This is a genomic window from Arthrobacter sp. NtRootA1, from assembly GCF_019976975.1.
In the GTDB taxonomy this organism is placed as follows: domain Bacteria; phylum Actinomycetota; class Actinomycetes; order Actinomycetales; family Micrococcaceae; genus Arthrobacter; species Arthrobacter aromaticivorans.
Genome location: NZ_AP024630.1, coordinates 5,085,410 through 5,109,252 on the forward strand (window position 1 = coordinate 5,085,410; position 23,843 = coordinate 5,109,252).

Consider the following 23,843-nt stretch of genomic DNA (forward strand, 5'->3'; position numbering starts at 1 on the left):
TACTTACTTCCCGCTCAATGGCGAGCACCCCTCACACCAAGGATCCGGCAATGACAATCCACAAGCCCATCGGCCCTGTCGACGCAACCAAAGTCCCCCGGTATGCAGGCCTCGGCACCTTCGCCCGCCTCCCCCAAATCGACCGGGTTCCGGACTACGACATTGCGATCGTCGGTGTCCCGTTCGACGGCGGAACCTCCTTCCGGCCAGGCGCCCGTTTCGGTCCTGCCGCGGTTCGCGAGGCCTCGCGCCTCCTACGCCCTGGCTACCACCCTGAGCTCGACGTCGAACCCGTTTACGAAGCCCAGGTTGTGGACGCCGGCGACATCGCTTGCACTCCCTATGACATCACCCGCGCAGTTCGTGAGATCGAGGAGCAGGCGCTGCCCCTGATCAGTGAGGACAAGCGGCTGATCTCGATCGGTGGCGACCACACCATTGCTTTGCCCATGCTGCGGGCGCTGAACAAGGTCCATGGCCCGGTGGCTTTGCTGCACTTCGACGCTCACCTGGACACGTGGGACACCTACTTTGACCAGCCCATCACGCACGGAACCATTTTCCGGCGGGCGTTCGAGGAGGGCCTCCTTGTGGAGGACAAGTCAATGCACGTAGGGATCCGCGGCCCGGTCTATGACCGCAACGACTTCCTCAGGGACCACGAGTTCGGGTTCCAGATCATCCGCTGCTCGGACCTGGATGTCATCGGCGTCCCGGCCGCAATCCAGCAGGTGAAGGACAGGATCGGCGACACCCCGGTCTACGTGTCCATCGACATCGACGTCCTGGACCCCGCGTTCGCACCTGGGACCGGCACCCCGGAGATGGGCGGGCTCCACTCCCGCGAGCTCCTCGCCCTGCTCCGCGGACTAAACGGCATCAACATTGTGGGTGCCGACGTCGTGGAGGTCGCTCCGGCCTACGACCATGCGGACATCACAACCGTCGCCGCCGCTACTCTCGTCTTCGACCTGCTCGGCCTGATGGTGAACCGCAGCAAAGCCACAGACTCTGCTGTCCTTGAACTGGCTTCTACATCCCGGACAATGTCATGAAAACGCCCTTGGCCACCCAGGAAGTACCGCGCCTCGAGGACAAAACCATCCAGCCGATCCCGGTGAACGAGCGCCACGGCAAGGCCCGCGACCTGTTCACCATCTGGTTCGGTTCCAACATCATGATCATGACCATCGTGACCGGCGGGCTCGCCACCACGGTGTTCGGCCTCGGTTTCGTGCCTGCGCTGGTAGGCATCATCATCGGCAATCTGGTGGGCGGCATCTTCATGGCGTTGCACTCGGCCCAAGGTCCCCAGCTTGGCGTAGCCCAGATGATCCAGACCCGCGGCCAGTTCGGTTCCTTCGGCGCCCTGTTGATAGTGGTCATCGTGGTGGTCATGTACGTCGGCTTCTTCGCCGCGAACCTCGTGTTCGGTGGGGAAGCAATGGCCGCCGTCAGCCCGGGCATCAGCGTGGATGCCGGCATCATCATCATCGGCGTGGTCAGCGTTATCGCCACGATTTTCGGATACCGGCTTATCCACGCTTATGCCCGGATCCTCAGTGTTGCAGCGGGCCTGGCATTGTTGCTGGCCTTCGGCTGGATCCTCGTGGTCCACGGCCTTCCCAGCAGCTTCCTTGAGCAAGGCAACTTCAACTGGGTCGGCTTCATGGGGACCATCTCCGTCTCGGCCCTGTGGCAACTGGCCTACGCACCCTACGTCTCGGATTACTCCCGCTACATGCCGCAGGGCACGGGATCAGCACCGGCGTTCTGGGCTTCCTACTCGGGCTGCGTCCTGGGAACGTTGTTCCCCATGATCCTGGGCGCCTTGGTGGGCACGCTCGCCATGGCCATGAGCGCCGACAACGTTGAAATCGTTGGCAGCCTGGGGGCGTTGCTGCAGCCCTGGACCCTGATCATCGTGGGAATCTTCTGCCTGGGTGTCGCGGCCTCGAACGCCATGAACCTGTACTGCGGCGTCCTGTGCACCCTGACCATCGGCCAAACATTCAAGCCGTCCTGGTTGCCACGTGCCAAGACCCGCAGCATCGCGGCAGTCATCCTCTTCGTTCTCGCTGTCTCCATCGCGTTGTTCGCCCGCGACAACTTCATCCTCTTCTACACCAACTTCCTCTCCTTCCTGATGTACGTCCTGGTCCCTTGGACGGCCATCAACCTGGTGGACTACTACCTTCTGCGGCACGGCGACTACCGGGTTGAGGACTTCTTCAAGCGCGACGGCGGCGTGTACGGGCGGTTCAATTGGGTCGCCATCGGCTCCTACCTGGCAGGCGCCCTCATCCAGGTCCCCTTCTCGGCAACCGCAATCTACACCGGCCCCATGGCCTCCGCGTTGGGCGGCGTAGACATCTCCTGGCTCGTCGGCCTGGTGGTGGTTGCTCCCCTCTACTACTTCGCAGCCCGCGTGTTCCGGAACAAGGCTCAAGCGGCTTCCCACCGTTCCACTGCACTCACCGCAGACCTCATCTGAAAGCGAATCACCATGACCACCACCCAGACCGAACAGTTCACCGTTCGACGCTCCTCCACTGACCACGCTTCCGCCGGCATCCTACCGCTGCCTCCCACTGGGCATTTCATCAACGGATCATTCGTTCCCGGTTCCTCCAACCAGGTCATCGATGTTGTGGACCCCTCTACTGAACAAGTCATCGCGTCCGTCCAGGCCGGCACCGCCGTCGACGTCGACGCCGCCGTTGAGGCCGCCGTCGTCGCCCAAAAGTCCTGGGGAGCCACCACACCCAAGGAACGCGCCGATGTCCTGAACCTGATCGCCAACATCATTGAGGAGAACCGGCAAGCGTTCGAGCTCATCGAGTCCGCCAATACGGGCAAGCCGCAAGCAGTGGCCGAGGATGATGTCACCAGCACCATCGATACCTTCCGTTTCATGGCCGGGGCTTCCCGCACACTGACGTCCATGGCCGGCGGCGACTACGCAACCGACCACACCTCCGTGATCCTTCGTGAACCCGTGGGCGTCGTCGGCGTCATCACTCCCTGGAACTATCCGCTGCTGATGGCCGCCTGGAAGATCGCACCAATTCTCGCCGCAGGCAACAGCATCGTCCTCAAGCCCTCCGAGCAGACGCCGTTGTCCACGCTGAAGCTGGCGGAACTGCTCGCCGGACGCATCCCGGACGGGATCCTCAACGTTGTCACTGGCCAGGGCCGCACTGTGGGACAGCGGATTTCGGAGCACCCATCGATTGCTTTGGTCGCCCTGACGGGCAGCGTCGTCAGTGGCCAGGCCGTTGCGGAAACTGCAGCAAAATCAGTGAAGCGTGTCCACTTGGAGCTCGGCGGCAAGGCCCCTGTGGTTGTCTTTCCCGACGCCGATCTCCGCGCCGCCGCCGCTGGTGTCCGGAATGCCGGTTTCTGGAATGCCGGCCAGGACTGTGGCGCCGCCTGCCGTGTCCTGGTCCATGAGTCCGTAGCCGAAGAATTCACCGAGCACCTGGTCCGCGAAGTCGGGACGCTGGTAGTGGGCGCTCCAGAAGCCGGGGACGACGTCGAAATCGGCCCCATGATTTCCCGGCCACACTTTGAACGCGTCAAGGAAGCCTTGGCTGAAGCGCGCACTGCCGGCCTGCACATCGCGATTGGTGGTTCGGCATTGGAAGGCCCAGGCTATTTCATCGAGCCAACAGTCATCAGCAACGTCCCCGCCGGCGCGCACATCGCCACCCATGAGATCTTCGGTCCCGTGGTCACCGTGGAGACCTTCAGCACTACCGAAGAAGCAGTCACGCGGGCCAACGAGAGCCCGTACGGCCTGTCGGCCTCGGTATGGACCAAGGACTCCAGCCTCTCCTTGCGGATTCCCAAGCAGTTGGACTTCGGCACCGTCTGGGTCAATGCGCACCTGGTCCTTGCGTGTGAGGTACCGTGGGGCGGATTCAAGGGCTCAGGCTATGGCCGGGACCTCTCGCTCTACGCCCTGGATGATTACTCACGCACCAAGCACGTCATGATCAACCACGGCGCGTAGGCCTTCAAACAAGCAACGGAGCTTAGCAATGACCACCAAAGACCTTCCCCGCGCCGCAACTCCCACGGCACCCTTTGGAACAGACATCACCTGGACCAACTGGGGCGGGAACCAGAGCGCGACACCGGCCTTCACCGTCCGGCCAAGGAACGAACAAGAAGCGCTCGACGCCGTCCGTTTCGCAATCCGCGAAGGCCTGCCTGTGCGGGCGGTCGGCTCGGGGCACTCGTCCTCCCCGCTGGTGCAAACCGGTGGAGTCCTGATGGACATGTCCGGACTCTCGGCGATCACGGGTACCGACAAAGCCGGGCGTCGCGCACGGGCCCTTGCGGGCACCACCATCAACGCCTTCGGAGATCCGCTGTGGGAGCAGGGCCTGGCCCTGGGCAACCAGGGCGATATCGACAAGCAGCAGATTGCCGGCGCATTGGCCACCAGCACCCACGGGTCCGGGAAGCACCTGGGCAGCTTCTCGTCCAATCTCCGCTGGGTGAAGCTCATCAACGGCTATGGCGACATCGTGGAAATCGGTGAAGGGCAGCTCCGCGAACTCAGGGCCGCCCAGGTGGCTTTGGGTACGCTGGGTGTTTTCCTGGAGGTGGAGTTGGCTGTTGAGGACAGCTACTACCTGCAGGAACAGATCACCTACCCCACGTGGGAGGAAACCACAGCTACGTGGCAGGCCGATTTGGACAACAACCGGCACTACTCGTTCCTTTGGTGCCCTGAGAACGATTCCTGCGAGTTGCTGGACCTTCCTGGCGCACCCGGCCTGAGCATGGCCAACCGAAGCTACACCAAGCGGTACAACGTTGCTTCCATCCAGGACGAACGCGAGATTTCCACCGTGGAAGGCGCCCGACTTGACCGCTCGTACAGGATCTACCCCGGCGGCTTCACTACCCAGTTCCACGAACTTGAGTACTTCGTCCGCAGCGAGGACGGCTTTGCCGCCGTCGAGGCCATCCAGGACCTGATCCGCAGCAAATATCCCGAGCAGAAGTATCCGGTTGAAGTCCGCTGGGTGAAGTCCGACGACGCGTACATGTCCCAGTTCCAAGGGCGGGACAGCACTGTCATTACCCTGACCACCGAGCCTGGGACCGACTACTGGCAGTTCTTCCGGGACGCCGACGCCGTACTGCAGGAATTCGAGCCGCGGGCCCACTGGGGAAAGATCCACTTCATGACACGGAGCCGCCTTGAGCGTCTCTACCCCGAGCTTGACACCTTCATCCAAGTCCGCCGCGAATTCGATCCCCGCGGAATCTTCCTGAACGACCACACCCGGGCCCTCGTAGGCTAGCCGGCCATCCCGGCGAATGCCCCGGAGCCACGCTCCGGGGCACTTCAACCACCCATTTTTGATGAGGGAAGAGAACAAATGAGCCACTTTCAGGACAGCGCCTACGTTGTCACAGGAGCCAGCTCGGGCATCGGCCTCGCCACTGCCAGGGCGCTCCTGGCACAAGGGGCAAGAGTTGCAGCGGTCGCGCTTCCGGACGGTTTGCTTCTGGAGGCCAAACACCAGCTTGCGGGCGATGTGCTGCTCCTCGACGCGGACGTCTCGGACTCTGCACAGGTGGATGCCGCCTTCACACGCGCGGAAGCTGAACTCGGACCACTGAGCGGAGCATTCAACGCCGCGGGAATCTCCCGGGTAGCTCCCATCACCCAAACATCCGACGAGCTGTGGCAGAGATTGATCCAAGTGAACTTGTCCGGCACGTTCCATTTCGCCAGGGCAGCGGCGCGGTGCCTCACATCCAACGGCGGCGGGTCTCTCGTCTGTACGGCCAGCGAGCTCTCGCTCGTCGGCCAGGCAGGCTACTCCGCCTACGCCGCCACCAAGGGCGGAGTGCTATCGATGATGCGGGCCTTGGCTGCCGAGTTGGCACCTGCCGGCGTCCGGGTCAACGCGTTGTCGCCAGGTACCACTGACACTCCCATGCTGGCGGCCGAGTTCGCGAACGAAGACGAACGCGCCAGGGACGAAGCTTCAGTCCCACTGGGCCGGTTCGCCCAGGCTGAGGAGATTGCGTCCGCGGCCCTGTGGTTGCTGGGCCCTGAATCCTCATATGTCACTGGCACAAACCTTGTGGTGGACGGTGGTCGGACCACCACGTTCCCGCTTGGCCACTGAATCAAACACCCAACACCCCCCGAAAGGCACACCACATGAGCTCTGTCCTGGTCACAGGCGGTGCCGGATTCACCGGACGCCACATCATTAACGAACTGGCCGACGCCGGGCACACAACGATCAGCTTCAATCGGGATTTCCTTGACGCTCCCCGCCCCGATGTCGTTCCCGTTCAAGGCGAGCTGTTTGATATCCCGCGCCTCTTGCAGATCTTCAAGGAACACGACGTGGACACCATCGTCCATACCGCGGCAATATCCCATCCGACTTACTCCCTGAGCTTCCCCCTGGCAACGTTTGCTGCCAACGTCGAAGGAACAGTGGCTGTCTTCGAGGCAGCACGAATCCACGGCATCAAACGGATCATCAACTTCTCCTCCGAATGCGTCTATGGAAAGACCTCAGCACCCGTAGTTCACGAATCGGAGCCGGTAAATCCGACCACGCCTTATGCGGTCACGAAGGTGACCGGGGAATGGCTCGGCCAGATCTACAGCGACAGGTATGGTATCGACGTCATCTCCCTTCGCATCAGCCAGGTCTACGGGCCCGGGAACCGCATGGATGAAGTCATGCGGGACATCATGCGCGGCGTAGTCCGGGACGGTTCCTTCTCACAGGACCACGGTGCCGACCATCGCTACAACCTGGTCTACGTCCGCGACGTCGCCCGTGCCATTCTGGCGGCAGTCCAGGCGCCGCACTCAGCCTCGGCAAGACCGCTGGCCTATAACATCTCCGGCAGCGAGTACTGGACCCTCAGCGACGTCGTCAAAGAAGTCCGAATCGCCTTCCCGGACGTCAGTGTGGAGATCGGGCCCGGCGCGGATCCCACCCTGGACCTGCAAGGCCACTTCAGCCTCGCTTCCGCCGCCGCGGAACTCGGGTACGAACCGGCTTGGCCGCTACAGCGGGCGATCGTCGACTACGCCGACTGGCTCTCCACCCACGACTTCTAACAAGCACACGCCACCCCCTTTCGATGACCAGAGGTCATCCCACACCTATAGGAGCGGACATGACATTCGACACCAGCGGCTGGAGACAGGGGGCGGCGTGTGTTGCTGCGTTGACGTTCGACGTCGATGCGGAGTCCCCCATCCTGGCCGCCGGCCGCCGCCACGCGGACAACGCAATGGCGATGACCCATCAAGCGTTCGGACCAAAGGTGGGTGTTCCCCGGATTCTGCAAATGCTAAAAGAGGTGCAGCAGCCGGCCACATTCTTCATTCCCGGCGTAACCGCAGAACGATACCCCCGCATGGTTGAACAGGTGCTGGAAGCAGGCCATGAGATAGCGCACCACTCCCACACCCACCGAACTGCGGTGAGCATGAGTTTCGATGACGAACGCAGGGACTTCGACCAAGCACTTTCCGCATTGGGACGCTTCGGCATTTCGCCCAAGGGGCATCGAGCCGCGATGTGGGAGCCTTCATGGCAGACTCCATCACTGGTAGCCGAGTACGGGCTGAAATACGATTCCAGCCTCATGGACTCGGACGTCCCGTATCTCATTGAGACCCCCGCAGGGACGGTTGCGGAGCTCCCCCCGCACTGGAGCCTGGACGATTGGGAACAATACGCCTTCCTTCCGGAGCCCAAGATCGGTGAAATCATCCAATCGCCGCTGCTTGTAGCCGACATGTGGATTCACGAAATCGACGCAATGCGACGTCACGGTGCTCTTTTCATGCTCACCTGCCACCCGTTCCTCACTGGAAGGGCAGGACGCCTGGAGGCACTGCGGAAAGTCATAGAAACAGCCATGGAACGAGGCGATGTCCGCTTCTCCACCTGCGAAGCCCTCGCCGAAGCGGCACTCCGGGACCGTGCATTGGTTCCCGAGCCCCTCAATCCCGTTACAGCGTCCGCGGAGCTGTATCCGGACTACTAGATCCAAGTTTCTTCCCCAACAGAGTGACCCAGCGAAAGAAGGTTCAGAGCAATGAACTACCCGTTACAGCTGTTGCCGGACGCATCCAGTCCAACATCTTTGTCAGTTCCTGTTGAAGCCTCTCTGCAAGTGCAAGCTGCATGAGCACGGACGCGGACCTCCTGGAGGCAACTGGACCGACGCCCAATCCTGAATCCCTTCAACTGAAACGGGAGATGGGGTTCTGGTCCTCCTTCTCCCTGGCATTCGCATTCATGTCGCCAATCATCGGCCTGTACGGAGTGTTTGGCTTGGCCTTGATGGCGGCCGGGCCTGCCTTCTGGTGGGGCCTCTTGGTGGTCCTGGTGGGCCAAGCCCTGGCAGCAGCGGTGCTCGCCGAGCTCGCGTCACGTTGGCCGGTGGCCGGCGGTGTCTGTCTTTGGTCCAGGTCCCTTCTGGGACACACCTACAGCTGGTACGCCGGGTGGGCCTACATCTGGACCCTCATCATCACAGTTGCCGCTGTCGCGTTCGGAGGAGGCACATTCCTTGCCTCATTGCTCGGCATCGAACAGCCTGACACCACAACCAAAATCGTGCTGGGCGCCGTCATCCTGCTGATCAGTACCATTGCCAACTCCGCCGGAAGGAAGTGGCTCAGCCTGCTGGTGACCGTAAGCATCGTTTGCGAGGTCATCGCAAGCCTGGGAGTCGGCTTGATACTCATCATCTTCCACCGCAGGAATTCCTTTGACACGATTCTGGCGTCGTTCGGAAATGCACCCGACACCACCACCGCATATGTCTTCGGGCCTTTCCTGGCGGCAGTGGCAATCATCGGATGGTCGTTTGTTGGATTTGAGAGCGCCGGCGCCATAGCCGAGGAAGTTCGATCTCCCGAGCGCAAAGTGCCACGGGCAGTCCTGACATCCCTGATAACCGTGGCATCCGTCATCACCTTTTCCTGCCTCGCCCTGCTCTTGGCGATTCCAGATATCGGTGCCGCCATGTCCGGAGCTGATCCGGACCCGATAACCACAACCCTGACGGCCAATCTCGGCGAGGGAGTCACCAAGCCACTTCTGGTGACTATTGTCCTGGGATTCATTGCGGGGACAGTGGCCCTGCAGGCGGCAGCATCGCGTGCGATTTTCGCCTTCGCCAGGCTTGATGCCCTTCCGGCGGCCAAGTATCTGCGGCGGCTTAGCAAGACCGACCATCTGCCCATCAATGCGCTCCTGGTGTCCGCAGCCGCTTCAGTGATCGTGCTGGCACTTTCTGCATCACAGGTTTACGGCGCCCTGATCGCCTTCGCGACCGCCGGCTTCTATGTGGCATTCATTTTTCCGGTGCTGGCCGCGCTGGTGGTACGGCTGAAAGGTCAATGGAAGGCAGGCGCCTTCAGCCTGGGAAGTCTTGGCCTGGTTGTAAACGTGGCCGCGCTCTTATGGTTGGGTTTTGAAATCGTCAATATCTCGTGGCCGCGCCAACCCGAAGCGCCCTGGTACCAGAACTACGCAGTCATCGTCGTCTTCGTAGTCCTTGGTTTGGCAGGATTTGCCGTGGAGAGATTCCTCCATCGACGCAACAGCGCCAAGCACGAGCCGGATCGGGAAGAGTTCACAGTGGGAGCGTAGGCCCAGGCGACCGGCGGCTGTCTCGCAGCCCTTTGACACCCTTTCGAAAGCTCGGAGTGGTAGTTTGATCTCTGCTTGAGGCAGACACACGCACCCAATCGGAGGACATTGCATGCTTAAGGGTTTCAAGGACTTCATACTTCGCGGCAACGTGATCGAACTGGCCATTGCAGTCGTCATCGGCAGTGCTTTCACGGCCCTCGTTGCTGCATTCACCACCAACATCATCAACCCGGTCATCGCTGCGGCCGGCGGCGTGAACGCCGACGGCCTGGGTTTCCGGATCTGGCAGGACAACCCCGCCACCTTCATCAACTTCGGTGCGGTACTCACGGCAATGGTTACGTTCGTCATCACCGCGGCAGTGGTCTACTTCATCTTCGTGGCGCCCATGAACAAGATCAACTCCATGGTCAAGAACCGCCTCTCCACTGAGGAGCCCGAGGAAGAGCCGCTGCCCGCGGACACCGCGCTGCTGGCAGAAATCCGCGATCTCCTGAAGGAAGTTGCCATCAGCAACCGCAGCACGGAACGCGATTCCGATCTCGACTCAGACAGCATCCGCTAGGCCAGTCCTCGGAGTAGCTCTCTAACCAACCGCTCCTTCCCGGTTGCATCGCATAGTCCGGTGTTCTCCCCGCGAGAACACCGGGCTTTTGCGTTTCTGACGTGGTCCGGGCATCACAAACCGGGCAGGAACGCAGCGCTCAAGGTCCTGTCCCCAGAACGTGACCCGGTAGCAACCCTCCCGAAACAGGCTCAGGGCAGCATGAGAGCATGAAACCCAAGCCGAGCTCTCCCGTCACCGCGGACCTCGTGTGCGATGTCTGCGGTCAACTGCCGGAACCGCCCAAGGCCCGGCTCACCCTGGCCAACATCGCGGTCATGCTTCCCATTGAACTGCTGGTTCACGCGGCGGTTGTGGAAACCCATCTCCCCTATCTGGCCAAGGTTCTCCTGCTAACTGTCACGGCCACCGTGCTGGTCATCTGGGTTGCCGAGCCTTCGGCCGCGAAGGTCCTCCGGCGATGGCTGCATGCTCCGGCCCTTCGCCAGCGGCACAAGCTGCACGCGGCCCCGGCTTTGTGGCGTGCTCGGGTCTTGCTGCGCGACCAGCCCGGTTCGCTGCAGAAAATCACCCAGTCCTTGGCCAAGCTGGAGACGAACATCCTCAGCATTCACGTTCACCCGATGGATGGAACCGGCACCGTGATGGATGAGTTCGTCCTCTCCGCCCCCGGCGAGGTCACCGAGCAGGGACTACTAAAAGCACTCGACGACGGCGGCGGCCGTGAGTCTCACGTGTGGCCTACCACGGCACTCGCCATGGCCGACGGCCAAACCAAGGCGCTGAGCCTCGCCGCCCGTATTGCCGGGAACCCGAATGAGCTCCCGCACGCTGTCGCCGAACTGCTGTCCGCCAAAGTAGTCCCCAACGGCCCGGAAAACCCGGCACCCACGGCGAGTCCCGGCGTCGGGCCTTCAACGGACATCCTCAAGATTCCAACTGCATGGCACGGACCGGTGGTTTTCTCCCGTCCGGGAGAGCCGTTCACCCCAGCCGAGTCGGCCCGAGCACATAGGCTGGCTGAGCTGGCTGAGATTTTGGCATACAGGCCTACCGACACCTCATCTTCGGCATACCAGCCTTAACCAACACTCCTTCGCGGTGGGCACTCGGGAAACCCGGCATTCCCTTGGAAGTGCCGGGTTTTCGCTGTTGTAGGGGCATCCGCGGGAATTGAACCCGCACAGGCAGCCCACACAGTCACATTCCGTTTTCAGATTGGGTATACCAAAAGTCTTGACAGTGCCGCCCGTCACATCTAACTTAGATTTTGGGATCCCAAAACGGGATCCCAAACAGACTCGCTACCGGCTGCGGCCCCCGCCACCAAAAGGACGGGGATCGCAACAGTTGCCGCCGGCACGGGTCCGGCTGCAGCGATATCCCGCCCGGCTCATTCCCCCAAAGACATACCCCAAAAGACATTCCACCCCCTGTTGACTCCTCTGAAGGAGAAGCTGTGTCTCCCCAAAACGCCCAACTGGCAACCCAGGAAAACCAGGAAAACGAGCCCAAAACCGGCAAGGACGGCGTGCAGCGACGCACAAACGTCCGCTGGAAGCTCTTCATCCTGCTCCTGGTCCTGGTCGCCGTCAATTACATCGACCGCGGTTCAATTTCCGTAGCTCTCCCCATCATCCAGAAGGAGTTCAACCTCCCGCCCGAGCTTGTGGGGCTCCTGTTGTCGGCCTTCTTCTGGACCTATGCACTCATGCAAATCCCCGTGGGTTTGCTGATCGACAAGTTCGGTCCCCGCAAGGTGGTCACGGCCTCCTGCATTGGTTGGGGTGCCGCAACTGCCGCCTCCGGTTTCGCCGGAGGATTCCTCAGCATGTTCATCGCCCGCCTGGGTATCGGTGTCACCGAGGCAGGCGTCATGCCTGCCGGTGGCAAACTAAACGCCATCTGGATGCACAAGAAGGAACGTGGCCGCGGCGCCACCATCCTCGACGCCGGAGCTCCACTGGGCGCTGGCCTGGGCGGCATCCTCATCACCTGGCTGATCGCCTCCACGGGCAGCTGGCGCATGTCCTTCATCATCGCCGGTGCCCTCACGATTCTCATGGGCTTGGCCATCTGGTGGTACATCCGTGATAACCCCCGCCAACACAAGGCTGTCAACGACGCCGAAGCCGACTACATCGAGGCTTCCCACGCCGAGGACGACGCCGAGGCCGCCAAGGAAGGCGCCCAGGGCAAGCGCGCCCTGTTGCCCTACCTGAAGTTCCGTTCCTTCTGGGCAATGTGCTTCGGCTGGCTTGGCTTCAACGGCGTGTTCTACGGCCTGCTCACCTGGGGTCCGCTGTACCTCGCACAGGCCAAGGGCTTCGACCTGAAGACGATCGGCTGGTCCACGTTCGTGATCTTCGGCGCCGGGTTCGTCGGCGAAATCCTCGGTGGCATCATCGCCGACAAGTGGCGGGCATCCGGTGCCTCCGCTAACCGGGTCATGCGCACCCTGCTGGGTATCTCCAGCGTCGTAGTGGTGGGCGGCCTCGTAGGTGTCACGGTCGTCGCAGACCCCATCACCGCCGTCGTGCTTCTCTCGGTAGTCCTCTTCTTCCTGCGCTGGGTTGGCCTGTTCTGGTCCATCCCGTCCATCCTGGGCGGCCGCACGAATGCGGGCGTGCTCGGCGGGGCAATGAACTTCAGCGGCAACATCGCCGGATTCGTCACCCCGATTGTGGTAGGCCTGATTGTCGGGGCCACCGGCTCCTACACCTGGGCGCTGCTGTACTTTGTTGGATCCGCGGTGATCATGGGCATCTCCGTCCTGGCCTTGGATTACAACAAGCGACTCCCGGTCTAACTCGCCTGACCGGGCCGGCCGGACGGTCCTGAACCGCCGGACGGCCGGAACCCCGCCTGGTCACCGGGCGCACTGCCTCACACATCACGAAAATGGAGCTGACATGCTAGCCGCAGAAGACACCACAAGCACTGAGCGCCCCCTCCGGGAGTCAGTGCGTGACACGCTCCGTTCGAGGATTTTTGAGGGGCACTATGCGCCCGGTACCAGGCTGGTGGAACGTGACCTCGCCGCCGAATTCAACGTTTCCCGACTGCCCATCCGCGAAGCACTCCGGATGCTGAGGCAAGAAGGACTCATCCGGGACCGCGCTGGCCGCGGTTCCGAAGTCAGCGGCCTAAGCCCCAAGGACGTAGAGGACCTCTTCGACGTCCGTCAATCGCTGGAAGTCCTCGCCTGCCGGTTGGCAGCCAGGCGGGCCACCACCGGGGATCTCGAACACCTCGCCGGACTTCTGGACGAGGCCGACCGCTGCCTCGCCAAGGGCTCCATCCTGGAAGCCCACCGCGCCAACAGCGATTTCCACGATGCCATAACGGCCATCGCCAACAACGACTTTCTCCGCTCCGCGCTGGAACCACTCCAGGGACGCATGCACTGGCTGTTCCGCCACGTCAGCGACCTCCCGGAACTCATCCAGGAACACCGCGACCTCTACAATGCCATCGCCAGCGGGGATCCCGACCGCGCAGCCATCCAATCGGCGTCGCACATCGGCAAGTACCGCGAGCAATTCCCGGAGGACTCCAGCGCCACCGAGCCCAAGCTACGGAAGAAACCATGAAACTCCTGGTCATCAACCCCAACATCAGTGACGACGTCACCGCCCTGATCGAAGCCGAGGCCCTGCGCTCGGCAGGTCCGGATACCGAATTGATCGTTCGGACAGCCGGGCACGGCGTCGAATACATCGAAACCCGCTTCGAGTCGCTTATCGCCGCCGGCGCTGTGGCTGAGTTGATCGCCGAATACGCGCACGACGGCGGTGCTGGCCTTGGCCACGGCTCTGGCCTTGGGCACCAAGATGGTAGCGCCGCTGTGGACGGCGTCGTTGTGGCAGCCTTCGGAGATCCCGGAATGCCTGCGCTGAAGGAACTCGTTGACGTACCGGTTATCGGCATCACCGAGGCGGCACTGTGCGCGGCAGCATTGCAGGGTCACCGTTTCTCGATCATCGCCATTTCGGACCGTATCCAGGCCTGGTACCTGGACTGCGTGGAACGCTTCGGTTTTGCCGGCCGTCTCGCTTCCATCCGCTCCATCAACCAAAGCCTGAATTCCATAGGATCGGTGCAGGCAGATTTCAAGGAAACCCTGCTGGCGCTGAGCCGCCAGGCGGTCGCTGAGGACGGTGCCGACGTCGTGATCCTTGCAGGTGCGCCTCTCGCCGGACTTGCCCGCGAGCTCGAAGGGCAAATCCCCGTGCCCGTGGTGGACGGAATTTCCGCAGGGATCCGCATGACGGAGGCCGTGGTCGCGTTGAAGTCCGGCGTTCACCGGGGCGGCTCGTTCGCGGCGCCGCCGGTCAAGCGGAGGCGGGGTCTCTCGGAAAACCTCGACGCCGCCCTGAGTGCCGCTCAATCGGCGCACGTCTCCTCCCCGCCGGTTCCGGCAACACCCGTCCTACCGTCCCGCTAAAACTTCCAAGAACAAGGAGGACAACGATGTCCCATTTCCCCGATCTCGTCATCGCCAACGGCACCGTCGTCAACAGTTTCGGCAGGCAGGCCGCCCACGTCGTGGTCGACGGCGGACGCATCGTAGAGCTCGTTGACGCTGCCGAACCTATTCCCTCGGCTGCACGAACCATTGAAGCCCATGGCCAGTTGGTCATTCCCGGCGGCATCGACGGCCACTGCCATGTTGCCCAAGTGACGGGCCGATTCCGCACTTTGGATGATTACCGGACCACGTCAACGGCAGCACTCTGGGGTGGGACCACCACCATCATCGATTTCGGCATCCCCCGCGATGCGCAGGAGACTCCGCTCGAAGCGGTCCTGAACAAGAAGCGCCTCGCCACCGAGTCCCGCTGCGGTGTTGCCCTGCACGGCGCTGTTGTCTCATGGGATGAGACGGTTCCGTGGCAGCTCGAGCAGCTTGCGGCGGAGGGCGTCCGATCCGTGAAGATGTACACCACCAACCGCGGCTCAACCATGGCCGATGGTGACACCATCCTGAAGGTCATGCGCGAAATGGTGCGCCTGGATGGCCTCACATACATCCATGCAGAGCACGATCCCATCATCACTGGCTGCACTGAGCAGCATGCCTCGGACGGCCGCATCGGCATCGAGCACCTGCACCGTACCCGGCCCGAGCTTGCCGAGGAGATCTCGGTCAAGGAAACCCTGGCAATGGCCCAGTACACCGGAGCGCCCGTCTATTTTGTCCACCAGTCGACTCCAGGCGCCGTGGACCTCGTGGCCGAAGCCCGCGAGAGCGGCCAGGAGGCGTACTCCGAGACGTGCCCGCACTACCTCACCCTGGACGACACCGTTTATGGTTCCGCGTTCCCGGAATGGTACGCATGCTGCCCGCCGATGCGCAGTGCCGAAACGGTAGCCGCGTTGAAGGATCGGCTGGCCGCGGGTGCGGTCCACACGGTTTCTTCGGACCATTCCTGCTACGACCTCTCCCAAAAACGCGAGCGCACGGACGATGTCCGCTATATGCCGCACGGCCTCCCCGGCGTGGAAACCCGCATGCCCGTGACGTTCACGGCGATGGTCACCGAATCCGGGGGCGCTGTGGAGGACTTCGTTGAGGTCTTCTCCGCAGGTCCCGCCAGGATCAATGCAGTCCCGCGAAAGGGAGCGATCGTGGAAGGGTTCGACGCCGACATCGTGATCTTCGATCCCGCCCTCCAGCAAACAGTCGACGGCGGTGCGTTGCACATGGGGACTGATTTCTCGCCTTTTGAGGGGAAGACGCTTAGCGGCTGGCCCGCAGTGGTGATCTCCGCCGGACGGGTGGTCCTTGATGAAGCAGGTTTCCACGATCCCGGTCCGGTGGGTCGTTTCGTGCCCCGCAACGGCTTCACGGAGCACCGCGATGCGCTCTCTGTTCCCGTCATTCCTTCTGTCGAATCCCTCAGCGCTTAGGAGCAAACCATGCCTTCAGTCAGCCGTCCCATCCGCATCGGCATGATCGTGCCGTCCTCCAACACGTGCCTGGAACCGCAGACCTATCGGATCCTTGGCGATCGCCAGGATGTGACCATCCATTCAACACGCATCCCCGTTACCCGGATTGCCTTGGACGACTCCTCGGATAAGCAATTCGATTCCTCCGTAATGCGCGCTTCCGCTGAGTTGCTGGCCACTGCGAATGTGGACGTCATTGCATGGAACGGCACCTCCGGATCCTGGCTCGGTGCTTCCCACGACCATGCCTTGGTCCGTGAGATCACCGAGGCCACAGGCATTCCGGCCACCACGTCCACGCTCGCTTACTTGGAGGCGTTCGCGTCCTTCGGCACCGAGCGGATCGGTTTGTTCACGCCCTACACGGCAGACGTGAATGAGGCCGTGATCGCGTCGTACGCCAGGGAAGGCATCAAGACGATCGATCACCGGCACCTTGATCTCACCGATAACGAATCCTTTGGCCGGGTCACCGATGAGGAGATGCTGCCGGGCTCATTGGAACTGGCGGCAGCTCATCCGGACGCCCTGGTGTACCTGTGCACCAACCTCTATGGAGCCAACATCACTGCCGATGTAGAAGCACGAACAGGCGTGCCTGTGCTCGATTCCGTGGCGGTGACGCTCTGGCATGCCCTTAAGCTTGCGGGAGCTCCATTGTTGGACCCGAAATGGGGGCGCTTGCTGGCTGATCCTGTGTAGTGGGAGCTCGGCCGCCTCAGGGACACCCAAATTCGTCCGTGATGCAGAATGGGGCTGGTGCCACCCGGATGTGGGTGTTACCAGTCCCCTTTTCTTGGCGCCGATGCCTCAGTCCTCATCGATGCGTTCGAGAAGCTTGCCGAGCGCATCCCGGATATCGTCATAGTCGTTCTGCGCCGCACGGCTCTCGGCAGAGATGACCGCACACCTGTGGATCTTCTTGAAGTCGCCGAAGGGAAATTTGTAGTGGCCCTTTTGGTCAGCCGGATGGTCGTCGTCCACGCCGAGGTACCACTTGGAATACTCGGCTTGGCCCTTCTTCTCCTGGAACTCATTCTCGTCCTTGGTGGACGGGGCGTGCTCGCTCCAGTCATCACGGACGTCTTTGACGATCTTGCCATCGCGGATCAGGTGCTTGGCGTTATCGAATGCTTTCTTGTTGAGTTTGACGGTCATGGCGCAACCTCGCTTCGATGTGGCGGTTCGGCATGGGTTGGGTAACTCGTACGGTTCAGCTTAGGACGACGACGGATGACCGGGAAGGGTTCGAGCCTGGGCACGCCCCAAGGTTTGTGCTCAGGGGATGAGCCGTACGCGAAGCCCTGTCCTGGCTTCCTTCATGACGAGCCTCCGCTCTATTGCTCCGTGTTGTTTGAGCCATAAAACGTTGCCGTCATCGGTCACCGCTTCCACCCTGCCTTGATCCACGATCTTGTGGCCGCGCCAGATTTGAACGTCCAGGCCAACCAGTCGCCTCCAATCTGTCACCCTCTTGCTTTGGGGTTTGTCGAAGCGGGAATCCGGCGTCGAATCCTTCATTTCGTCTTGCAATCGATGACTCCTAGCCATGCATCCTTCCGCAGTCGCCTTCCGGGCAGACTTCTGTACTAAAGATGTGGCTTCACGAGTCCGAATGTGACGCGAAATTAGGGGTCGAATTTAGGGAGACCGATCCTCCTAGAGCGCCTTCACCGCGCCCAGCACCTTGGTCAACGAATCCTTCGCGTCGCCGAACAGCAACGTTGTCTGAGGTTCGTGCAAAAGTTCGTTTTCGATGCCGGCGAATCCTGGACGCATGGAGCGTTTGAGGAATACCACCTGCCGGGCGTCAGCTACTTCCAGGATGGGCATTCCGTAGATTGGCGACCCGGAAGTGGTTTTGGCTGCAGGGTTCACCACGTCATTGGCACCAACCACAAGGGCAACGTCGGCGGTCTTGAACTCGGGGTTGATATCGCTCATTTCCTTCAGCGACTCATACGGCACGTTTGCCTCGGCCAGAAGGACGTTCATGTGCCCGGGCATGCGTCCGGCCACAGGATGAATAGCAAAGTCCACCTCAGTGCCGCGTGCTTCCAAGGCCAAGGCCAATTCGGCGGCCGTGTGCTGGCCTTGCGCCACAGCCAAGCCGTACCCGGGAACGATGATCACCCGCTGTGCGTAACCGAGCAGCACCGCGACATCCTCGGGGCTGGAGGACCTGACCGGGCGCTCACTCACGGCGGTGGACCCAGCCGTGGAGCCACCCTTGAAGGCACCGAACATGATTCCTGCAACGCTGCGGCCCATTGCGGCAGCCATGGCCCGGGTGAGGATGGTGCCCGACGCTCCGACCAGGGTTCCAGCCACCACCAGGAGTACGTTGCCCAGCACCAATCCGGACGCGGCCACGGCCAATCCGGTGAAGGCGTTAAGCAGCGAGATGACAATCGGTACGTCCGCGCCACCCACCGGGAGCACCAGCAGGATACCGGCCACAAGCCCGAGGATCAGCAGCGCCAGCGCGAGCAGCAACGAACCATTCAGTATCACCACAATCCCTGCACCCACCGCGGCAAGCAGCACCACGGCCATCAGCACAGGCAGGCCCGGGAACGTCACTGGCCGCGTGGTCATCAGCCCTTGCAGTTTGGCAAAGGTAACTCCGGAACCGGCAAAGGAAACAGCGCCGACGAGCAGCGTGAACACAATGGCCAAGCGAACCCATGCATCACCTGTATGGGAGAGCTCCAGCAATGCCACGAGAGCGGCTGCGCCGCCACCCACACCGTTGAACAGGGCCACGAGTTGGGGCATCTGTGTCATCTGAACGCGCCGCGCCACGGGTGCGGCCACCACCGATCCCACGGCTATTGCCCCAACGATCCACGGGACGTTGTCCAACTTCACCGAGACGAACACTGTGACGACAGCCAACAGGGCGCCGAAACCCCCGATGAGGTTTCCACGCCGTGCCGTTCGAGGTGAGTTCAGACCTTTGAGCGCCAGGATGAAACAAGCTGCAGCTGCGAGATAGAGGAGAGCTGTCCAGGTGGGATCCAGAAGAGTCACCGGCCGCGCTCCTTGCCCGCATGTTCCTCGGATGAGACAACTGACGACGGCGGCCGTTGCCTCCCGCGGAACATCTCCAGCATGCGGTCGGTCACCACGAAGCCGCCCACAAGGTTGGCCGTGGCCAGGACGACAGCCAGCAGGGCGACCGCCAATACCCACGGATCAGATGCTTGACCTGCGACGATGATGGCACCCACCAGGATGATTCCGTGGATAGCATTTGCCCCGGACATCAGGGGTGTGTGGAGGGTACTGGAAACTTTGGAGACCACCTCGAAGCCCACGAAAACTGCCAGTACGGTGATCGTCAGCAGACTCATGCCATCCATCAATGCGCTCCTTCACTGCCAGGGTTGGCCGCTGTGTGGGCACTGCCAAAGGGTCCGGTCTCGCCCGCGAGCGCCGCGAGTGCTTCAGCTGTTGGCGCGTGCCGCACCTCGCCGTCGTGGGTGAGGCAGGTTCCCGCCACAACCTCGTCCTCAAAGTCGGGGGCCACCACTCCCTCCCGGGTCATCAACGCGATCAGGTTGGCCACGTTCTTGGCGAACAGTCGGGAGGCATCTGCGGGCATCGCGGACGCTGGGTCCTTGAGCCCCACCAAGGTCACTTCACCTTGCCCATCAGCGGTGGGGATGTGGATGTCCTGCCCGGGGATGCTTCCTTCCACGTTTCCGCCTGATTCGGCAGCTAGATCTACTACGACGGATCCGGGGCGCATTCCTTGGACCATCTCGCGGCTCACCAGAAGTGGTGCGCGTCGTCCGGGAACGGCGGCAGTTGTGATGAGGACATCCGCCTGGGCTACGTGCGGGGTCAGGAGTGCACGCTGCAAGGCACCCCTGTCTGCGCTGAGTTCGCGGGCATAGCCTCCTGAAGCTTCAGCGGTTTCGAGGTCCAGCTTGATGAATGTCCCGCCCATGGAAGCCACTTCGTCTGCCGACGCCGGACGGATGTCATTGGCCGAAACCCGCGCGCCGAGCCTCTTGGCCGTGCCGATCGCTTGGAGCCCCGCCACCCCTGCCCCCAGCACCAAGACCCGGGCGGGCGGAATGGTCCCGGCCGCAGTCATGTATAGGGGGAAGAACCGGGGCAGGCGCGTCGCTGCCTCAAGGACGCAGCGATATCCGGCCACCAAGGCCTGTGAGGTGAGGGCGTCCATGGACTGGGCCCGCGAAATCCGGGGAACCAGTTCCAGTGCAAAAGACGTGATGCCACCTGCGGCGAGCGCCCGCACCGTTGGCAACTCCGACGACGGCGACCCCAAACCGACGGTAACTGAACCCGGGCGGAGAGCTCCCGCCGTCGACGGTTCCATGGGGCGCACGTGGCAGTAAACGTCTACGGAGCCGAGATCCAAGGCCTGCACAACAGAAGCGCCGGCCTGCCGGTATTCGTCGTCGCTATGTCCGGAGGCAATCCCCGCCCCGGACTCGATCTCAACTTCAAGGCCCAACCCGGTCAATTGCTTGACCGTTTCGGGCGTGGCTGCCACTCTGCGCTCACCGTCGAGTGCCTCGCGCGCTATGCCTGCTTTCACCCGCCACCCCTCTTTGGGAACTCTCCAGAACCAGTTGGCATGAGTCTATGGCCGCAAAGGTCAGGAAGGGAGTAGGGGGTGCGCTATGTGGACAAGTCCATTAGGGTCGGTGGAAGCTGGGGCTACCAGCCTCCACACCGTCGACGAGCCGGTTCCGGCCGTGCCGTCGGGAAGGAACGCCGCCATGGACACATTCAAAATCGGCTATTTCGTCGGAAGCCTCTCAAGTACCTCGATCAACCGCGTACTCTCCAAGGCGCTCATCAGCGTGGCGCCTCCGGAACTGGAATTCCATGAGATCGCCATCCGGGACCTCCCGTTGTACAGCTCTGACTACGACTCCGACTTCCCGCCTGCCGGCAGGGAATTGAAGGAGGCGATCGCCGCATCGGACGGCATCCTGTTCGTCTCCCCCGAGTACAACCGCTCCATTCCGGGCGCTTTGAAGAACGCCATCGACTGGGGATCCCGTCCGTGGGGCACCAATTCTTTTGCCCGGAAGCCCACCGGCATTATCGGAGCGTCGCCGGGTGGCATCGGAACCGCTGTGATGCAGTCCTCCATGCGCAGCGTGCTCAGCTTCCTCGACGCACCGCAGTTGAATGCGCCGGAGGCTTACATCCGCTTCGTCGCGGACGCGTACGACGACGACGGCTCGGTTAAGGACGAAGGCACGGCAGGGTTGCTCCGCCACTATATGGCGGAATACAGTGCGTTCGTCCAGCGTGTCCTGGCAGCCAACGCCCCAGGCCATATCGGCGATCAGGAACCTGATTCGGCCAAGCTAACGCGCTAGCCCCTCGGGTGGGGTCGCCCATGCCCGGTGGGCGACCCTCACCCCCATTTTCCGCGTTGGTCAGTATGCTTACTACATGAGGATTCGCGAACACGCCCTATCCCACAGGAGAAACGATGCTTCGTAGATTAGCCCTGACCACCCTGGCACTGACCCTCTTCACCGGGTCCCTGTTGTCCGTCGCGACAGCAGCAAACGCAGCAAACCCGGCCGCCCTTCAAGGCCACGTGGCTGCCACCACCCCCACTCCATCGGCATCGCCCAGCAACCCGTCGGGGCCCTCGACGGCGACCCCAACCAACCCAGCGCCGTCGTCGGTGGCACCCACCACGCCCAATCCGGCGAGCAGTGGACCTGCCAACCCAGGGACTGGAGAGTCCCAACCGCAGGAACAAACACGCACGGACGCCACCCCATGGATCCTGGCCGCCGTTGCTGCGATTATCGTCATTGCGCTGATCATCTGGGCGGTTCGAGGACGCGGCCGGAATGAGGAAGTGCGGGACGAGCAACTCTAGGCGAACCAACGCACTTTTATCCGAGGCGCTCGAACACCATCGTTGCCTGGATACGGTCCCCGCCGCCGATCATCCCCTTACTCCCGCTGCTCGCCGTCGTAATGGTGTGCAGCCGGTAGCCCTTCGCGGCCTGATCGTTGATGGCCTTCTCCAGTGAGGTCAGATTGCCCGAACCGGTTCCCCACAGTTTCTCCTTGAGGATCACTTGCAGGACGACATACTGCTGCATGACGCGACTCCCTTCAGTTGCTGGTCAATTGGTGCAATGCTACTCAGCGCGGCGGCGCAGGCGGCCGCGCTTCCTAAGCGCGGAGCGTTCCCGCCGTCAGCTTTCCAATGGCACTGCTTTCCAGGTTCTCCAGTAGGTGCCGCGGATTGTCGTAGACCTCCGCGGCGCCTGCGTCACGGAGTTCGGCCTCGCTGATACCGCCGCAGGTCAGGGCAATGGCGGGCACGCCAATTGCTGCAGCGGCCTTCACGTCCCAGACGGCATCGCCAACAAAGACGACGTCCGCTGGATTGAGTTCCAGCTTCTTCAAGCACGCCACGAGGATATCTGGCGCTGGCTTGCTTTCGTCAGCGTCATTGGAGCTTGTCCATGCGTCAATGGACCCACCGGCGTCGAGGAGCCGCCTGCTGACGTCAAGGTCGCGCTCTTGCGCTGACGAGGCCAGCCCGACCGCCAACCCGGAATCGGAGCAGGCTGCAAGGAGGTCCCGGGCGGAATCGAAGGCGCGCAACGAGGGCCAGAATGTCGAAAACACGGCTCCGTGCGCGGACTTCAGTTCCTTTTGCATGTCTTCGGGACAGTCCGGAACCAGGTGCTGGACCAGCTTGTCGCCGCCCATCCCGACGCAGCGATGAATGTCGGAGATCTGGATATCCAAGCCTTCGCGCCTAAATGCCTGCCACCAGGCGAACGCGTGGAAGTAGCTGGAGTCGATCAACGTGCCGTCCACGTCAAAAAGCACGCCACGGTTCTTGGTTTTGGTGTTCGTCGGAGTAGACATTTAGTAAGTCTACTTATGGTTGCCATGCGCGGAAACCGCCCTTGCGTTCCGACATATTCCGTAACGCTGGAAATACGCGTCTGCAACATCTTGTTGAGCCGAGTATGACAACAATCGGAATCATCGGTGCAGGACACATTGGCAGCCAGGTTGCCCGTAAAGCGGTTGAACTCGGCTACGACGTCGTGATCAGCAATTCGCGGGAACCGGAAACCCTCGCGGAACTGGTCACAGAACTTGGGCCGCGGGCCCGGGCCGCGACGGCGGCCGAGGCAGCAGCGGCAGGTGATTTCGCCGTCGTGACCGTTCCGCTAAAGAACTATCAGGACATTCCTGCCGAGCCGCTGGAAGGCAAGATCGTCATCGACACCAACAACTATTACTGGGAGCGCGACGGCCGCATTCCCGCGCTCGACAACGGCGAGGCCACCACCTCGGGCCTCCTGCAGAAGCACCTTCCCACGTCCAAGGTAGCCAAGGGTTTCAACCACATCTTCGCCAAAGACATCACTACCGATGGCACCCCGGCCGGCACGCCCAACCGTCGCGCACTGGCCACCGCCAGCGACTTCCCGGAAGCGGCCGAACTCGTGACCAAGCTGTACGACGAGTTCGGTTTCGACACCGTCAACATCGGGCCCCTCGACGACAGTTGGCGCGTCGAGCGCGACCGTCCCGCCTACGTCATTCGTCAAAACGCAGACGAGCTTCGCGAAAACCTAGCCAAGGCGACGCGCACCGTCTGATAGACG

25 protein-coding genes are annotated in these 23,843 nt (G+C 62.0%); 18 read left to right on the forward strand and 7 right to left on the reverse strand.

What is annotated here, in order from left to right; translation table 11 throughout:
- Positions 1–50 precede the first annotated feature (50 nt).
- The 15 genes from speB (at position 51) to LDN90_RS23300 (ending at position 16,896) form a co-directional block, all read left to right on the forward strand.
- Positions 51–1,055, forward strand: coding sequence for an agmatinase (gene speB, locus LDN90_RS23230; protein ID WP_223947301.1), 1,005 nt, complete (start codon positions 51–53; stop codon positions 1,053–1,055).
- Positions 1,052–2,494: a cytosine permease gene (locus tag LDN90_RS23235; RefSeq protein ID WP_223947302.1), complete on the forward strand. Its 1,443-nt coding sequence runs from the start codon at positions 1,052–1,054 to the stop codon at positions 2,492–2,494. The genes speB and LDN90_RS23235 overlap by 4 nt, the downstream gene beginning before the upstream one ends.
- Before the next feature lie 12 nt (positions 2,495–2,506).
- The gene (locus LDN90_RS23240) at positions 2,507–4,015 is read left to right on the forward strand and encodes an aldehyde dehydrogenase family protein (RefSeq protein ID WP_223947303.1); all 1,509 of its coding nucleotides are present in this window, start codon (positions 2,507–2,509) and stop codon (positions 4,013–4,015) included.
- Positions 4,016–4,043: 28 nt separating this feature from the next.
- On the forward strand, positions 4,044–5,321 hold the full coding sequence (locus LDN90_RS23245; protein ID WP_223947304.1) for a D-arabinono-1,4-lactone oxidase: 1,278 nt from the start codon (positions 4,044–4,046) through the stop codon (positions 5,319–5,321).
- Positions 5,322–5,399: 78 nt separating this feature from the next.
- Complete coding sequence (locus tag LDN90_RS23250; RefSeq protein ID WP_223947305.1) at positions 5,400–6,158, forward strand: SDR family NAD(P)-dependent oxidoreductase; 759 nt, start codon at positions 5,400–5,402, stop codon at positions 6,156–6,158.
- Between the two features lie 35 nt (positions 6,159–6,193).
- Positions 6,194–7,117 (forward strand): NAD(P)-dependent oxidoreductase, encoded by a 924-nt coding sequence (locus LDN90_RS23255; protein WP_223947306.1) that lies wholly within the window; start codon positions 6,194–6,196, stop codon positions 7,115–7,117.
- A 59-nt stretch (positions 7,118–7,176) separates the two neighbouring features.
- Positions 7,177–8,055, forward strand: a complete 879-nt coding sequence (locus tag LDN90_RS23260) for a polysaccharide deacetylase (protein WP_223947307.1) — start codon at positions 7,177–7,179, stop codon at positions 8,053–8,055.
- Positions 8,056–8,195: 140 nt separating this feature from the next.
- A complete protein-coding gene (locus LDN90_RS23265; RefSeq protein ID WP_223947308.1) occupies positions 8,196–9,671 on the forward strand; it encodes an amino acid permease in 1,476 nt (491 codons plus the stop codon).
- A 112-nt stretch (positions 9,672–9,783) separates the two neighbouring features.
- Entirely contained in the window at positions 9,784–10,239 is a 456-nt protein-coding gene (gene mscL, locus LDN90_RS23270) for a large conductance mechanosensitive channel protein MscL (protein WP_216927318.1), read from the forward strand.
- A 209-nt stretch (positions 10,240–10,448) separates the two neighbouring features.
- Positions 10,449–11,324: an amino acid-binding protein gene (locus LDN90_RS23275; protein WP_223947309.1), complete on the forward strand. Its 876-nt coding sequence runs from the start codon at positions 10,449–10,451 to the stop codon at positions 11,322–11,324.
- Positions 11,325–11,698: 374 nt separating this feature from the next.
- The gene (locus LDN90_RS23280) at positions 11,699–13,048 is read left to right on the forward strand and encodes an MFS transporter (RefSeq protein WP_223947310.1); all 1,350 of its coding nucleotides are present in this window, start codon (positions 11,699–11,701) and stop codon (positions 13,046–13,048) included.
- A 103-nt stretch (positions 13,049–13,151) separates the two neighbouring features.
- Complete coding sequence (locus tag LDN90_RS23285; RefSeq protein ID WP_223947311.1) at positions 13,152–13,832, forward strand: GntR family transcriptional regulator; 681 nt, start codon at positions 13,152–13,154, stop codon at positions 13,830–13,832.
- Positions 13,829–14,686, forward strand: coding sequence for an aspartate/glutamate racemase family protein (locus tag LDN90_RS23290; RefSeq protein ID WP_223947312.1), 858 nt, complete (start codon positions 13,829–13,831; stop codon positions 14,684–14,686). The genes LDN90_RS23285 and LDN90_RS23290 overlap by 4 nt, the downstream gene beginning before the upstream one ends.
- A gap of 26 nt (positions 14,687–14,712) precedes the next feature.
- Positions 14,713–16,152: an amidohydrolase family protein gene (locus LDN90_RS23295; RefSeq protein ID WP_223947313.1), complete on the forward strand. Its 1,440-nt coding sequence runs from the start codon at positions 14,713–14,715 to the stop codon at positions 16,150–16,152.
- 9 nt (positions 16,153–16,161) lie between these two features.
- Complete coding sequence (locus tag LDN90_RS23300) at positions 16,162–16,896, forward strand: aspartate/glutamate racemase family protein (protein WP_223947314.1); 735 nt, start codon at positions 16,162–16,164, stop codon at positions 16,894–16,896.
- A gap of 108 nt (positions 16,897–17,004) precedes the next feature.
- Here LDN90_RS23300 and LDN90_RS23305 read toward each other — a convergent pair whose 3' ends face one another.
- From LDN90_RS23305 to LDN90_RS23325, 5 genes are all read right to left on the reverse strand, one after another.
- Positions 17,005–17,352, reverse strand: a complete 348-nt coding sequence (locus LDN90_RS23305) for a hypothetical protein (protein WP_223947315.1) — start codon at positions 17,350–17,352, stop codon at positions 17,005–17,007.
- A gap of 120 nt (positions 17,353–17,472) precedes the next feature.
- Positions 17,473–17,727, reverse strand: a complete 255-nt coding sequence (locus LDN90_RS23310; RefSeq protein ID WP_223947316.1) for a hypothetical protein — start codon at positions 17,725–17,727, stop codon at positions 17,473–17,475.
- 126 nt (positions 17,728–17,853) lie between these two features.
- Positions 17,854–19,227 carry an NAD(P)(+) transhydrogenase (Re/Si-specific) subunit beta gene (locus LDN90_RS23315; protein WP_223947317.1) on the reverse strand — a complete coding sequence of 458 codons (1,374 nt, stop codon included), beginning with the start codon at positions 19,225–19,227 and terminating at the stop codon, positions 17,854–17,856.
- A complete protein-coding gene (locus LDN90_RS23320) occupies positions 19,224–19,559 on the reverse strand; it encodes an NAD(P) transhydrogenase subunit alpha (RefSeq protein ID WP_216927293.1) in 336 nt (111 codons plus the stop codon). Before LDN90_RS23320 ends, LDN90_RS23315 begins: the two co-directional genes overlap by 4 nt.
- Entirely contained in the window at positions 19,559–20,767 is a 1,209-nt protein-coding gene (locus LDN90_RS23325) for a Re/Si-specific NAD(P)(+) transhydrogenase subunit alpha (protein ID WP_223947318.1), read from the reverse strand. The genes LDN90_RS23320 and LDN90_RS23325 overlap by 1 nt, the downstream gene beginning before the upstream one ends.
- A gap of 184 nt (positions 20,768–20,951) precedes the next feature.
- On the opposite strand from LDN90_RS23325, the gene LDN90_RS23330 reads away from it, so the two are divergent.
- Together LDN90_RS23330 and LDN90_RS23335 are read left to right on the forward strand one after the other, a co-directional pair.
- Positions 20,952–21,563 carry an NADPH-dependent FMN reductase gene (locus LDN90_RS23330; RefSeq protein ID WP_223947319.1) on the forward strand — a complete coding sequence of 204 codons (612 nt, stop codon included), beginning with the start codon at positions 20,952–20,954 and terminating at the stop codon, positions 21,561–21,563.
- A 116-nt stretch (positions 21,564–21,679) separates the two neighbouring features.
- Positions 21,680–22,081: a hypothetical protein gene (locus LDN90_RS23335; RefSeq protein ID WP_216927279.1), complete on the forward strand. Its 402-nt coding sequence runs from the start codon at positions 21,680–21,682 to the stop codon at positions 22,079–22,081.
- Positions 22,082–22,097: 16 nt separating this feature from the next.
- Here the strand turns inward: LDN90_RS23335 and LDN90_RS23340 are convergent, their stop codons facing one another.
- Entirely contained in the window at positions 22,098–22,310 is a 213-nt protein-coding gene (locus LDN90_RS23340) for a DUF4177 domain-containing protein (RefSeq protein ID WP_216927343.1), read from the reverse strand.
- 73 nt (positions 22,311–22,383) lie between these two features.
- A complete protein-coding gene (locus LDN90_RS23345; RefSeq protein WP_223947320.1) occupies positions 22,384–23,091 on the reverse strand; it encodes an HAD family hydrolase in 708 nt (235 codons plus the stop codon).
- Between the two features lie 80 nt (positions 23,092–23,171).
- Between LDN90_RS23345 and LDN90_RS23350 the strand changes: the two genes are divergently transcribed.
- Entirely contained in the window at positions 23,172–23,837 is a 666-nt protein-coding gene (locus tag LDN90_RS23350; RefSeq protein WP_263426304.1) for an NAD(P)-binding domain-containing protein, read from the forward strand.
- Positions 23,838–23,843 lie beyond the last annotated feature (6 nt).